Below are 14,450 nucleotides of genomic sequence, written 5' to 3' on the forward strand. Positions count from 1 at the left end.
TCATCAATGATGGCAGGCTGCGAGTTACGTAGAGGCACTCATCGCGCTTATCTCGTTACGGTAGGGAAACGTCGCTCCGACAAGCTATTGCGCCACCGCGGCAGCCGTCGCGTAGACGTCCGCTGGCATCGGACGTTGCAGCTTCCAGGTGATAGCGATCGGCTTCTCCCCCGTGTGCTGCACGTAGTCCACCTGACCCAGACAGGTGTATGGAACGGTCAGCCCGGTCTCATCCGCTGACGTATCCCGGGTGAAGATCAGGATCTTTGAACCGTGCGCATCCCGGTTCAGGTACCGCTTGCCTGTCGGGCTTCCGGGTGACGTCGCGTTCTGTGATTCCCAGTGGAACAGCTCCGGGCTGATCGCGTAGTCCTTGTACATCGTGGTCGCCGAGTGTTTCTTGTCGTCTTTGTTCAGTGTGACGAAGAAAGCGTCAGTGGACGTCGCCGAGCACCAGGCCACGCCCTCGCGGTGCTGCACGTTCTTGCCGAGCTCCAGCGAACCGTATTGCAGCGCCGCCAGGATCTCCTCGCGCCGGTAGGTCGCGTGCGACAGCAGCGGAATATGCTGTAGTCCCGCTCCCAGGCCCTTGGCGGCATGCTTGGACGCTGCCACGCCGAGCTTCACGAGCTGGCGGATCTCGCTGCAGACAAACTGGTAGCCGCGCAGATAGTCCAGGCCGGCGTCGTACGACGGGAAACCTCCGCCGTCGTCCCACAACGTGTAAAACAGCATCCGGGCAAAGGTCTGCTCCCGCATGCCGAGCTCCGCGTAGCGGGGCGCGTCGACGCCAACGAGCATCGAATACGCCTCGGCGCGCTCCCGATCATCCACATGGATCAGGGCTGCCATCCGGCCGAGGAGCTTTTTTTCGTCGGCGTCGGAGAGCTCCTGGATCCTTCCGCTGAGAACCATCTCCAGCGGCGAGAACCCTTCGATCAGCCCGGCCTGGCGGAGGTAGCCGGTCCACGAATCCTTGGTGGAACGGTAGATCGACTTCACGTCACTCCCGGACCGCTCCAGGTACTTCTCAAGTTCAGTCTCGGCGTACGAGGCGATGTCCCGGACCAGCTGGGCGCGGTTGAACCGCAGCTGCGCCTTGATGTTGTCCAGCACGACTTTCTGCGCCACCCGGTCCAGCATAATCTGCGAGCCCGACGGCAGGTACGGGAACTCGTCCTCGACAGCCTTTTCCAACTCCTTACGCCCGTAGCCGGTGAGCGCGCGGTAGCGCAGATCGAAGCGGAACTCCCGGTGCTGCTGGCCGATGAAGTCCATGACCGTCAGCACCGCCTTGCCCTCGGCGCGGCGCAGCCCGCGTCCCAGCTGCTGGAGGAAGATCGTGGCGCTCTGTGTGGGCCGGAGCATCAGGATGGTGTCCACCTGTGGCAGGTCCAGGCCCTCGTTGAAGAGGTCGACGGCGAAGATGCAGTTGATCTCGCGTGCGGCGAGTCGTTTCAGCGCCGCCGCTCGGTCAGCGTCGTAGGTGCTGCCGTCGACGGCGACGGAGGCGATTCCGGCGCGGTTGAAGACCTCAGCCATGTAGTGGGCGTGCTGGACCGAGACGCAGAAGCCGATGGCCCGCATCTGCTCAGTGCTGGTGACCTTGTCGCGGAGTTCGCGGATCACCTTCGCTGCGCGGGCATCATTGCCTGTGTAGAGGTTGTTCAGCTGCGCGGTGTCGTAGTTGCCGCGCTTCCATTCCAGCTGGCTGAGGTCGACGTCGTCCGAAACGCCGAAGTAGTGGAACGGCACCAGCAGATCGGCGTCCAACGCGTCCCAGAGCCGGAGCTCGCTGGCGGTGCGGCCGTCGAAGAACTGCTGGGCGACGTCGACGCCGTCGCCGCGTTCCGGCGTCGCGGTCAGCCCGAGGAGCTGCTGCGGCTTCAGGTGGTCCAGCAGCCGGCGGTAGGTGGGCGCCATGGCGTGATGAAATTCATCGATGACCACGACGTCGAAGAAGTCTGGTTCCAGCTTGTCGATTCCGAGAGACGAGAGCGACTGGACCGAGGCGAAAAGGTGCTTCCATTGCTGCGGTTTGTGCTCACCGACGTAGAGTTCGCCGAAGGCGCCGTCCTGCATGACGTCTCTGTAGGTGCGCATGGCCTGCTTGAGGATTTCCTGGCGGTGCGCGACGAAGAGCAGCTTGAGGTCGTTGCCCGCTGCGTCGCGGAGGCGCTTGTAGTCCAGGCCGGCAATGACAGTCTTACCGGTGCCGGTCGCGGCGACCAGAAGGTTGTGGCTGAAGCCCTTGAGCCGTTCGGCTTCCAGGTCTTCGAGCATCTCCTCCTGGTGGAGGAAGGGCTGAAGCTCGAGACCAGTGGCTGCCCCAGGGACAGCCGTACGCCGGCCGCCGTTGCGTTCCAGGGCGGCGTCGAGCTTTTCGCCGTCACGTTCCGGATCGTAGCTCTGGAAGGCGCGTTGTTCCCAGTAGCTGTCGAAGGTGACCTCGAACTTGTTCAGAAGTGCCGGCGTGCCGACAGAGCTGAGCCGGACGTTCCATTCGAGGCCGTCCAGGAGGGCCGCCTGGCTGAGGTTGGAGCTGCCTACGTAGGCGGTGTCGAAGCCGGAGTTGCGGCGGAAGAGCCAGGCTTTGGCGTGCAGGCGGGTGGCTTGGGTTTCGTAGTTGATCTTTACCTTGGCGCCGTAGCGGTGGACGAGTTCGTCGATGGCGCGGCGCTCCGTGGCGCCCATGTAGGTTGTGGTGATAACCCGGAGCCTGGCGCCGCGCTCCTTGAGTTGTTGCAGCGCGGGTTCGAGGAGCCTCAGCCCGGTCCAGCGGACAAAGGCGCAGAGCAGGTCCACGCTGTTGGCGGATTCGATCTCCGCCCTGAGTTCCGCGGCGAGGTTGGGATCATCCTTGCTGTTGGTCAGGAGGGCGGAGTCGCTCAGTTTGGTGGTCGGGCGGCGAAGGCTGCGGCGTTTGAGGGTGTCCGCGCGATGAAGCGACTGGAGTTGGGTGGGGCCGGGTGCGATGAGGTCTCCGGTGTTCAGTTCCTGGAGGAGCTTGTTCGCGAGGGCCACACGTTCCGTTGGCTTGGCTGCGGCCAGGGCCCGCCGGACGGCGTCTGCGACGTGGCGGGAGAGAATGTCCGGGGAGTCTTCGTCTTCAATGTCCGCGAAGACCGGATGCAGTTCTGACCCGCTGCTGAGGAAATTGCCCAGCGCACCCGTGTTGAGAAGTTCATACAAGCCCTCAGGCAGTTGCTCCGCGGCCCCTCCCCCAATTAAATTAGTCACTGTGCCAGGGTATTTGCTGTAGTTTGAAATGCAACGACCCATCGCTTGCCGCGACCGTTTTGGAAGTGATGGCGAAGGCGGTCCTCGTTTCACCGCTCACTCGATCTCCCGAGTATTTTCGCAGTGCTTTGGAATCACATCCGTCGGCATCGAAGCGCGCACCGGCCCCGCCCAACGGTCCCGACCTCGCGGTTCGGATAATGGCGGTCTTGAACTTAGTGACGCATCCACCGATTCCCTGCCGCCAGCGGTTCGGAACAGTCGTGCAAATGTACTTCGCCCCCACCCGGAACCTAGCACGGGTGGCATTGGATCACATCCCAATATCACTGAGCATAGCCAATTGCCATTTTCCGCCACCAACGGCGCTGGAATAGGCCGCCAACAACGGATCTTTGGGCAGTTGAACTAACTGCTGCTCCAAGCGCAGTGCAAGATTTGGGTCTACTGACTTGACATAAGCGATCATGCCCAAGATCCTTGGGAGCGGCCACGCGCGATCGTTGGAAAAATGAGCTACACCAAACTTTCGTAAATAATAAACCTGCTTGCGCAGTTCTCGTTTTATTCCTCGGGGAACATGGGGCCGATCCAGTCCCTTAGCAATATTAAGTCCAAGAACGAAGCGTCGCGTGGACATGAATCTAGTCTTTTTTTCATTACATACCCAGCCGAACGATGTTAAAATATCAAGAACTTCAGCGAGAAAGGCGTCATCTACGGAAGGGCCAGAAAAGACAAGGTCATCGACCCAACGGGTATATTTTACTGAGAGACGAGCGCACAGCTCTTCAATTTTGTAGTCTGTTTCTGCGAAAACCAAATTAGAAATCACTGGACTAGTTCGGAATCCGAGCGGCAAAGTAGACGAGCGAAGGCAGCACCCCAAAAAAACATCCATCGCCTCAGCGTCGAGCACATGGCCCAACCCCGCCCTCACGCGCTGCTCTGTTATCTGCCCAAAGAAGTCCTTCAAGTCAACAGTCAACGCCGACTCAGCGCCGATGTGAACCTGCGCTGCAGAAAAAGTTGACCGACCAGGCACGAAACCGAAAACGGAGTCCGGGGCCGAATATTCCGATTGAAGGGTGCCCGCCATTCGCTTTAGAAGAGAATCTAAGGGGCCTACGGAGCGCCAGCCATCACGGCCACGGAAGCGTACAGGTCGAGAATTTTCACCCGCCCAATTATCCCATTCCGACAGCGAGGCCGAGGCCGGCAACATGCCACGGGCGGAACGTCCCCCAACTTGAAGCTTCCACTTCAGGTCGTTCCATCGAAGTTTTTCGTGAACCAAAGTCAGCGCCAATCCATGCCGTTACGTCAAGCGCGGCCCCCCGGTCGGTAGCGACTACACAATAAAGTGAACAATGTGCCGAATCGACAACTTATCTACGTCGCGGGGAGCCGCAAAGCCCGATACTAACCTAAGAATCGGACAGTGTCCACACACATGAACTTTCTCAGCTGCAACGGGTCTCAAGAACCGCATTCACGACAGTACTCCAGTGTGGAGCCTTGTTCTGTATAAAGAAGACATGCTGTCGCGTATACTTTCAAAATTCCGGAAGTGAAGGTTGGTGGAATCCAGATGGCCCAGAGTACGCCCGGACCACTCAAATAGACTTGTCCGACAGTGTCCGTCGCAGCCGACTGATTTCTCACACTCGATCTCATTCTGACCTATTAGTCTAGAGATCCCAAGAATCATGTAGTCCGCCACCGACGACAGATCCGATTCGCCCTTACGAACGACTTTTGTCCTGGGCATTTTCCCCTCCAACTCCTCAACGGGCTGTGCACAGAATTCTACCAATCGCTTAAATTTGGAATTCAGGTCTGTAAATTCTTCGAAGGCAAATTCGATTGCCGGGTTGTATCGATACCGCCGGACTAGGTCTCGCACGATCGTGGCATGCAAGACAGCATAGACTCGACTAAGCTTGGCGCCATCTATCTTTTGTAATGATTCGACAAAACGATAATGGTACTTAAAGCCGGTTGAACTCCCCATAAATTGCCATAGAGGAACTGCCGTCGAGATCTGATCTTCAGTTAGATGCCATCCACTCGACTTCAACCTGGCACTCTCCTCATGGTTTCTAATCGAAGGGTCATGGATAGCCTCTTGCCGCAAATCACTCAACTTCTCGAGCAGACCTGAGAGTGATTCATCGCCCTCTACCACGACCGCGCCCACTGCATAGATGTACCTGATACGTCGGTCGCCCTTCCCTTCTTTCCAGGGGATTTTGTATTCTGACTCATCTGCGAATGAATATACTTGGGGCAAATTTAACGTGACTGCCATTTCAACTCCTCAAGAGACCTAAGCGCTGCCCGCTGCCAACTTGCCGTGTCCCGACACTTCTAAACAGATTCATAATCTACTACCACCTCGCTCTTAAATCGATCGAAAAGACAGCAAGGCTTGCAGAGATCAAATCTAAAAGTCGAGACTTTCAGGTTTCGGCTGCTGGGGCAACGTTGCGATGCACACATTCGGGTCATTGTAAGTAACCAATAGGCATTACGGCGGCAACCGTCTTCAGCGTTGAAGATCTCGGCCGGCTGAGGATGACTTGATCGCGAGGATTGCGGGCACCGATAGGCCACCAGCCGTCGCTGTGAAGCACACGATTCCGGGCCCGGGCTCCACCAACGGCACAATGGAACAATGCCCCTGACAACTTTTGCGCTCATCCGCCATGGCCAGACCAACTGGAACGCGCAGCGCCGGCTGCAGGGTTCCACCGACATTCCGCTGAACGACGTCGGCCGCGGCCAGGCGCAGGACGCCGCCGCCGCCCTGGCCGGCTACGAGTGGGCCTTCGTCGTCTCCTCGCCCTGAGCCTTGCGGCGGAGACCGCCGAGCTGATCGCGGCCGGGCTCGGGCTCAGCGTGGCCCGGCTTGTTCCGGAGCTCACCGAGCGCTCCTTCGGCCCGGCCGAGGGTTTGCAGGACGGTCCCGAGCTGGATGCCCTGCGCATCCCCGGCGGTTCCGCGGCGCCGAAAGCGAAGACGACGCCGCGGACCGCGGACTGGGCGCGCTGGAAGCCCTGGCCGAGGAATTCAGCGACCGCAGCGCCCTGGTCATCGCGCACGGCACGCTCATCCGGCTGAGCCTGAGCCGCGCACTTGGCCGCACCATCCAGAGCATCGACAACGCCGTGCTGAACCTCGTCCATCGCCATCCGGTGGACGGCTGGGAGCTCGAATACCTCAACGGCGAGCGGCTGACCGCCGACGCCGTGGCCTAAGGGCCGCCGCCTAAATTAACAGGGCCGCCCGGCGCACGCCGACCCTCAACGCCTCCCGGCTAGATGTACTGCCCAGGCAGGTTGGTTATGCAGCCGCGAGGGAATGTGAACCGTACTAGGTTTGATGCCGCTTCAATTTTGGGAGGGATTCACCGGCGCCACCGAATTCCAGGCGCCGTTCGGCGAGCAGATGGCCGCCGGCGTGATCGTCACCGTACCGTTGGTCATTATGGTGCTGATCTTCCAGCGGCGGATCGTCGAAGGCCTCACCGCGGGCGCGAGCAAATGAGCCCTGTCTCGCCGGTGGGCCCTGTGGAGGAAACCGCGCTGGCGCCCGCGCCGGAGTGGTGGCAGTCTGCCGTCATCTATGAGGTCTACCCGCGTTCCTTCGCCGACGGCGACGGCGACGGCGTGGGCGACCTCGCCGGGCTGATCGCCCGGCTGCCGTACATCGCCGCGCTCGGCGTCGACGGCATCTGGATGACCCCGTTCCAGCCCTCCCCGCAGGTGGACCAGGGGTACGACGTCACCGACTACTGCGGCATGGACCCGCTGTTCGGCACCATGGAACAGTTCGATACTTTGCTGGAACTGGCGCACGCGCTGGGCCTGCGGATCCTGCTCGACGTCGTCCCCAACCACTGCTCCTCGGAGCACCCGCTGTTCCAGGCGGCCCTCGCGGCAGGCCCGGGCTCGCCGGAACGGGAAATGTTCCACTTTGTGCCTGGTCCATTGGACATGTCCGACGACGGCGGTGGCGGTTCAGCGTCTGGCGCCAGCGACGTTCCGCCGAACAACTGGCAGAGCGTCTTCGGCGGCCGGGCGTGGAGCCGCGCCAATCCCGGCTCGGCGACGGACACGGACTGGTACCTGCACCTGTTCTCGGCCGGGCAGCCGGACTGGAACTGGCGCAATCCCGCCGTCGGCGAATACTTCGACGGCGTGCTGCGGTTCTGGTTCGACAAGGGCGTGGACGGGCTGCGCATCGACGTCGCGCACGCGCTGTTCAAGGCCGACGGGCTGCCGGACTCGCCCTCCACGGGCGGGGTGGTGGACGGGCTGCGGTCCAATCCGCAGGTCTCGGACCAGGAGGACGTCCACGAGGTCTACCGCCGCTGGCGCGCCCTGGCCGAGAAGTACGAGCCGCACCGGCTCCTGGTGGGCGAGGTGAATCTCGAGCCGGCGCGCGCTGCCCGGTACACCCGGGCCGATGAGATGCAGCAGGCCTTCGCGTTCGCGTTCGTGAAGCTCGGCTGGGATCCGGAGGCGTGGGCCGCCGTCGGGAACGAACTCGAAGCCGCCCGGCAGCTGCACGGAGCCTCCCCCACCTGGGCGCTGGAAAACCACGACATCGTCCGGACCGTCACCCGGTTCGGCGGCGGCGAGCTGGGTTCACTCCGGGCCCGGGCGGCCCTCGTGGCGATGCTGGGGCTGCCGGGTCCGGCGTATCTGTATCAGGGCCAGGAACTCGGCCTGCCCGAGGTCGACGTCCCGCTGGAGTCCCGGATGGATCCGATGTGGGCCCGCGGCGGCGTCTGCCGCGACGGCGCCCGCGTGCCGCTGCCCTGGACCGAGGATGCCGCGCAGAATTTTGGCTTTTCGCTCACCGGGCCGCCGGCCGATCCGTGGCTCCCGCAGCCGGCTGGCTGGGGTGCGAACGCGATCGAGCGTCAGCAGCAAGACCCGGACTCCTCGCTGGCGTTGGTGACCAAGGCGCTGGAGATGCGGCGGCTCCTGTGGAACGACGAGGTCTTCGGCCGGAACGACGGCGGCACCTGGCGGGTCGAGGCCGGGAATCTGCTGATCTGCGAACGCAGCCCAGAGTTCTTCGTCGCCGTCGCAATGGGCTCCGAGTCGGTGCGATTGCCGGCCGGGTCCGTCCTTCTTAGCGCCGCGCCGCCGGCCGAAGACGGCTGGCTGCAGCCGAACAACGCCGCGTGGGTGTTGCGAGCCTGAGCCCAGTCCGTTCGGCACCGCCCGCGTTCCAGACACACCCCCGTTGCGTTATCACTTGTAGCTGCTTTCAGGGGTGAGAACGACCACGAGTAATAGCGCAACGGGACTACGTTCCGCCACGGAATAACCTCTGCGCTTACTCGCAAGCAGAAGCGTTACGCACCGCCTGCCACGGACGCATCCATTGAGCTCCAGCCAGTACCCTCGCGCAGAGGGCCACCACGAGTCCCCGCGTCCCGAGACGCCGTCGTCGGACGCGGTGACCCCGGAGCCGCCTCGCAACGGGATTCAGTGCATCAAGGCCCTTACTGTGTGTCGGTAAGTGTGACCAGGGCGTCGACGGCCTTCTCGAGGGAATCCATCGAGAGGTCCGACAGCGGTACATTCGGCTTTCGGCTAGCAAACCGGCTGGAGAGGAGGTTCGCCGCGACATCCTGGAGTCCGGGGGTATCTGCCAGTTGACGGAGAAACGAATCCAGCACTGCGGCGTCGGGCAATTGATCCTTAGGCAACTTCGACATTCTCCCGAAGTTGAACTCCACCGATGTTCCTTGGGCACTGAAGTAGAAGAGGGACACGGTTCCCAGGCGCGTGTTTCCGCGGTGAAAGATCGGCAGGCTCCCCGCGGGGTCCATCGTCCTGGACCCAGAGAACGTCAATCCTGACGAACGTGCGGTCGTCAAGAAAAAATCCAGCCGGTCGACATTATCCGGGTCGTGCTCTTGCATCCAGGAACGGATAGTTTCTTCATCCCACACAGTTAGGCCCGGGCTTACCGGCGCAGACTTGGGGGCCGACCCCAGGTAATTCGACAAGACGCCCACGAACGTGTCCCCTGTAGCCACGAGCCACTCGACTAGTTCTTGTGACTGAGTTTCGTCCTGGAAGTCGCCGGGACGGCTGATGGTGAGCTTTGATGCCTTGCGGTCGGGCCTGTCGTCCCACTCGAGGACGAAACCGAGGTCGGTTTCGATGGCGTCGCGCCGGGCCAGCAACTTGGCGTAGAGGTCCTTGTCGTCGCCGATCCAGAATTGCGTGGCAACGAGTTTTGTCTGCGAGTTGACGAGCAACAGGATCTGCCCACGGGGATCCCCGATGCGGACTTCGTACCAATTTTGCGGGTAGGGCTTGCGCCACGTATCGATGTTGGTCGCGTTCACTAGGCCATGGCTCTGTACCCGCTCGAAGAATGCAAACTGGGCGTCCCTCACCGATACCCCGGTCACGGCCGGGGCTGGAGCCTTCATCTTCCTGCGGCGTGCGGCAACCGCGTCCACGTCGACATCGAGGCCAGCCGCTTCTGCGAGTTCTTCAGCACCAATGAACTGCTCGGGATCCGCGTGGCCGTCCGTGTCGAACCGGAGCCCCTCCGCCTCCAGCACAACGCGGGGATCATCTTTGCGGCCGGGCTCGGTCCAACGGAACCCAGCTGAGATCGTCCCACCGCTCTGCAAGACTCGCCAAGCGTTGGCCATTGGGTAGTTCGCTATCATCCCAGCAAGCGGCTGCGCCCAGGTGCCGGCCACGATCGCGACGTCGCCGTACGAAGTCCAGCGCCCGGCAGGGACCTCGGCGACGATCACAGCAATTTGGCTGCGAAGCGCTGACGGCTCGTCGCCGACTGCGATGATGCTCTCGTCGGGGCCCGGCCACAGCTCAATGATCTTCTCAGCTAATTCAGCGCTACGGGTGTTGATCTCGTCGACGCCCCATGTGGCGTGCGCAGCGATGGCCTGGTTCATCGATACCCCGCTCTTGGCCAGCATCTGGCGCTTCTCTTCGAACGGCTTGTTGCTGAGCTCGCTGTTGTATCCACTCAGAGTGAGGTTGCCGAGCGTATGCACGACCCGTTCGTGTTCGTAATCGATGTCCGCATCGGCGCCAAAGCCCGCTGCGAACCTCTTGCGCACAGAATCAGTCATCGTCTGGGGCAAGACATGTTCGATCGTCAGATGCCTGGGGTCCAGGTCGATGATCTCCTTCGGGCGGTACGCCTCTTCGAGCCACTGCAGGATGAGCTTTTTTTGCGCTCCGCGGCCCTGCCAGTAGAACGCGATCGTGTTGGCGGCTTCGCGAACCTGGAGGTCGGTCGCAAAATGCTTGCGCCCGCGGGACAGGTACTCACGCAGCGCGACGTCGATGCGGGCCGCATCGCTGATCGCACCTACAGCCTGGAGCAGCGTTCGGTTCAGATTTGCGGTGGCGCGGCCGATCACGATGCGCCGCACGAAGTACGACTCCAGGTACGTCAGCGCGCGCACAACTTCATCGTCAGCCGCGGCGCCGGCAGCACGTCGGGCGAGGATCTGCATCACCACCGGATATGCGGTCGTCGAGCCCCAGGCTCTGATCCTGGTGAGGCGACGGCGAATCTCGGCGTGATTCTCCTCCGCAGGCTTGAGGATCGTCGCGAGTACGTCACCCAGCTTGGCGATACGGATCACCTCAGCTTCTAAGTCATCGATGCTCTTTAGTTTCTCGAGCCGAAGTTGCTGTCCGACGTAGGTGTCCGACTGCTTCGCCCGTTCGTCGCGCTGTGCGAGATCGAGCCAGAACAACAGCTCGAGATTCTCTGAGTCGATCTTCCTCTCCAACGGAAGCCAAATATTCTCATGGACCATCTCTGCCCGGTCGCCGAGCCGCATGAACAAATAGTTCTTGAGCAGGTCACTTTGCGTCAGCCGGAGGCCAGTGTTATTCAGCGACTCAAAAATGCGGTGTGCGTTATCGGACGGCTCCGCCGTGACGACGACGAGGGCGAGCCCGCGGACCACGGCGGCTTCGAGCAGCTCCAAGTCGTGCGGATTATCCGGATCGCCGGCTGCGGCGATCTTAGAGCGGAAGAACCGGTACGCGTTGCCGACGGCATCCTCTCCGCCAGCCTGCGGAGCACGATTGAGCACCGCCATGTAGGCGGGCCGATCTGTCTGCGTCGGCATGACCTTAAGCGGCTTGCCGCGGTCGAAAAGGTTAATTAGGTACTGCGCGTCGATGCCATTCGCCCGCTCAGTCTCCCCGGTCTCATGCAGGTGATCGCGGAGCGCAGCTAAAAGGAGAGTCAGCGTGGTCAGGCGCTGCTGGCCGTCGACGACAAGGAATTTGTTGACGCCAATAGCGCCGAAATCAGGACTGCTCGCCAGTACCAAGGAGCCGATGAAGTGCGAAGCTTTCGGGTCGTCTCCACGAGTGCGCTCCAACTCGACAACGTCCGACCACAGTTGGTCGAGTTGCTTCTTGCCCCACGAGTACACGCGTTGGTAGAGGGGAATCTGGTACTGCTTCTTTCCCTCAAGAACACCCGAGAGTGTCCCGTTCTCCGCCCGAACCACACGTGCCTCCCTGGAATTACCTTAATGGAACGAGACTACACGGAGAGGACTTCGTGAGCCCCGACGTCGGCCATGGCCCCGCGGACCCCAGGGGCCATCTGCCCACACCCGACTGCCGTCGTGGCGTCATGGCCGACCTTTGGCCTCGGAAGTATTGCTGAGTGTCCGGGTGAAGAGATGATGCGGGAGGTCTTGTGGCGGTGGTTGATGTCATTGCGCTGGAGACACCGGTCGAGTTAGGTGAGGTGCCGCCGTCGGCCAGAACGTCTACCCTCAGCTTGATCCCCTGAGCAGTTCCGGAAAACCCTCGCGGAGGCGCAACTTGTCCTCCAGGAGAAGTCTGACGAGCTCAATGAGAACGTCCGGGATCGGGAACAGAAACCCGGTCCCGAGCAACCGGCATCCAGCCAGCGAAGGATCCAGGAGTGCACTTCGAGGACACGATCTGGACGATTTTGGGGACCGGACTGGTTCTGCTGATTCTCGTTGACGTCTTTCGTACACTCCTTTATCCGCACGGTTCCGGTCCTCTGGGCCGGGCGATCATGCGCGGGTTCTGGCTTGTATCGAGAAAATTGCGGGGCCGGGGCTCCTTCATCGCAGCTCCCTTGGCGATGGCCGCTGTCATTGGTGCCTGGGCAGGCTTGGCGGCCATCGGCTGGGCTCTGCTATACCTGCCCCGTCTGACGGACGGTTTTGTATACGGCGCCGGGATGTACTGGAACATCCCCAGGCCCCAGGACCTGGTCATGGTGGGGACCGCCTACCAGACCATCGGGCTCGGGCTCGCCAGCGCCGTCGGGGCCGCCCGCGCAGTGGAGGACGGCCGCACCCTGGTACTGGCCTCCGGCGACGGCGGTTTCCTGATGGGCCTGTCCGACCTCGAATCGCTGATAGGGGCGGCGGACAGCGCCGTCGTCGTGATCTACAACGATGCCGCTTACGGAGCCGAAATCCACCAGTACGGTTCCCAAGGCCTGACTGAAAAGCCCATGCTGATTCCCGAAGTAGACTTCAGCGGCGTCGCCCGCGCGCTCGGTGCCGAGTCGGCGATCATCCGCTCCCTCGCAGACCTTGAGGCGCTCAGGGACTGGATCGACGCCGGCGCCAGGGGAACCTTCGTGGCCGACTGCCGGATCACGTCGAGCGTCCGGGCACCGTGGATGAGCGAATGGATGGCGGCCTCGCAGGCGGCGAAGGCTGCGGTGGCGGGCTAACGCCGAACAAGCCGCCACAGCGACGTGACCTCGGCGGCGCGCGCCTCGAACAGAGGATCGTCGCGGTCCGATGCCTTCGGATGCGTTGGCTTGGTGTCGAGCCGTTCCACCACCTTCAGCCCGGCCGCAGTGATGGCGGTCAGCAGATCCTCACGTGTCCGCAGGCCAAGGTGCTCGGCCAGGTCGGAAAGGACCAGCCAGCCCTCGCCGCCCGGCTCCAGATGGTCGGAGAGTCCGTTCAGGAAGCGGAACAGCATCCTGCTCCCGGGGTCGTAGACGGCGTTGTCCAGAGTGGAGTGCGGCGTGGCCGGAATCCAGGGCGGGTTGCAAACGATGAGGGGTGCCCGCCCGGGCGGGAACATGTCGGTCAGGACGGCCTCAGCACGGTCCTGCACACCGAGGTTCCGGAAATTCTCAGCGGCGCAGGCGATGGCACGCGGTTCATTGTCCGTCGCCACCACCCGGTGGACGCCACGGCGCGCGAGGACGGCAGCGAGTACACCCGTGCCGGTTCCGACGTCGAACGCCAGCGTGTCAGAGGGCAGCGTAGCGGCGGCGACGAGATCCACATACTCACTGCGGGTGGGGAAGAACGTGCCGTAGTGCGGGTGGATGCGGCCCTGCAGGGCATCGACGTAGACGCCATTACGTCGCCACTCGTGGGCGCCAATGGCCCCGACAAGCTCATGCAGGGACACAATGGAAGATTCGCCGATCTCACCGTACGCTTCAGCGGCGGCCTGTCGGATGTCCGGTGCGCGGCGCAGCGGCACCACCGGGCCCGGATCAAGAGGAATCAGCAGCAGGCCGAGAACCCGTGCACGGTGGGACCGGGACTGGCGGTGCCGATAGAACTTGTCGGCCGGAGTTGCTGCGATTTCTTTCTTTCCGGCGCCTATCCGCCGGTCCAGGGCGTTGAGGATCTGCCGTGCGTTGTGGAAGTCACCGTGCCAGAGCATCGCGATCCCCTGTGACGCCATCCGGTTCGCTTCATCGGCCGTGAGGGAGTCGGAGACTACTTCGACGCGCGTCGGCGCCGGTCTGCCGTTCGCCGAACGCCATCGCGCGGTCATGCTGATCCCGGCCTCGGCCCAGGTCACGACAGCCGGCTCATCCCCCGCAGCTGCGCGCACGGGATTCGGGACCGGCGTCGGGATTCCCACGGGGGCTGGTGTGTCAATGCTGATAGAGGATCCATTCCGAGCATTCGGGGGCCGATCGCAGACTGACGATTGCGGTGGCGATTCGACGACGTCCAAGGCTGCGGCCCAGCTTCCAGACCCCTCATCCGGCTGCGCACCGGGCTTGGTCGATGGCCGCTGGGGCCCTTGAACTACATTCTCAGGATACAGGGGTGCCGCGGCCGCCCTGCGGGACCACACGCTTTAGGTGTTCAACCGCTCAGGTGCGTACTCAGGGGCATTCCGTGCAGGGATTTCCGTGCCGAC

At 62.4% G+C, this 14,450-nt stretch carries 7 protein-coding genes and 2 pseudogenes; 4 read left to right on the forward strand and 5 right to left on the reverse strand.

The genetic code is table 11. The features are described 5' to 3' along the window. Positions 1-84 precede the first annotated feature (84 nt). From C8D78_RS18470 to C8D78_RS19600, 3 genes are all read right to left on the reverse strand, one after another. Positions 85-3,204 carry a DEAD/DEAH box helicase gene (locus C8D78_RS18470; protein WP_425266720.1) on the reverse strand — a complete coding sequence of 1,040 codons (3,120 nt, stop codon included), beginning with the start codon at positions 3,202-3,204 and terminating at the stop codon, positions 85-87. 349 nt (positions 3,205-3,553) lie between these two features. Beyond that, positions 3,554-4,465 (reverse strand): reverse transcriptase family protein, encoded by a 912-nt coding sequence (locus C8D78_RS18475; protein ID WP_120955326.1) that lies wholly within the window; start codon positions 4,463-4,465, stop codon positions 3,554-3,556. A gap of 267 nt (positions 4,466-4,732) precedes the next feature. Next, the gene (locus C8D78_RS19600) at positions 4,733-5,551 is read right to left on the reverse strand and encodes a hypothetical protein (protein ID WP_147429659.1); all 819 of its coding nucleotides are present in this window, start codon (positions 5,549-5,551) and stop codon (positions 4,733-4,735) included. A gap of 366 nt (positions 5,552-5,917) precedes the next feature. On the opposite strand from C8D78_RS19600, the pseudogene C8D78_RS18480 reads away from it, so the two are divergent. The 3 genes and pseudogenes from C8D78_RS18480 (at position 5,918) to C8D78_RS18490 (ending at position 8,456) form a co-directional block, all read left to right on the forward strand. After that, positions 5,918-6,500 (forward strand): annotated as a pseudogene (locus C8D78_RS18480) (histidine phosphatase family protein). A 148-nt stretch (positions 6,501-6,648) separates the two neighbouring features. Continuing rightward, positions 6,649-6,789, forward strand: a pseudogene (locus tag C8D78_RS18485) (carbohydrate ABC transporter permease); the annotation flags it as partial. Continuing rightward, entirely contained in the window at positions 6,786-8,456 is a 1,671-nt protein-coding gene (locus C8D78_RS18490; RefSeq protein WP_120955327.1) for an alpha-amylase family glycosyl hydrolase, read from the forward strand. The pseudogene C8D78_RS18485 and the gene C8D78_RS18490, both read left to right, overlap by 4 nt. A 305-nt stretch (positions 8,457-8,761) precedes the next feature. Here C8D78_RS18490 and C8D78_RS18495 read toward each other — a convergent pair whose 3' ends face one another. Continuing rightward, on the reverse strand, positions 8,762-11,785 hold the full coding sequence (locus C8D78_RS18495) for a DUF4268 domain-containing protein (RefSeq protein ID WP_120955328.1): 3,024 nt from the start codon (positions 11,783-11,785) through the stop codon (positions 8,762-8,764). A 425-nt stretch (positions 11,786-12,210) separates the two neighbouring features. On the opposite strand from C8D78_RS18495, the gene C8D78_RS20160 reads away from it, so the two are divergent. Then, the gene (locus C8D78_RS20160; protein WP_244208491.1) at positions 12,211-13,002 is read left to right on the forward strand and encodes a thiamine pyrophosphate-dependent enzyme; all 792 of its coding nucleotides are present in this window, start codon (positions 12,211-12,213) and stop codon (positions 13,000-13,002) included. Here C8D78_RS20160 and C8D78_RS18505 read toward each other — a convergent pair. Beyond that, entirely contained in the window at positions 12,999-14,075 is a 1,077-nt protein-coding gene (locus C8D78_RS18505; protein WP_120955376.1) for a methyltransferase, read from the reverse strand. The genes C8D78_RS20160 and C8D78_RS18505 overlap by 4 nt on opposite strands. Positions 14,076-14,450 lie beyond the last annotated feature (375 nt).

The sequence above is a fragment of the Arthrobacter oryzae genome (assembly GCF_003634095.1).
Classification (GTDB): Bacteria; Actinomycetota; Actinomycetes; order Actinomycetales; family Micrococcaceae; genus Arthrobacter; species Arthrobacter oryzae.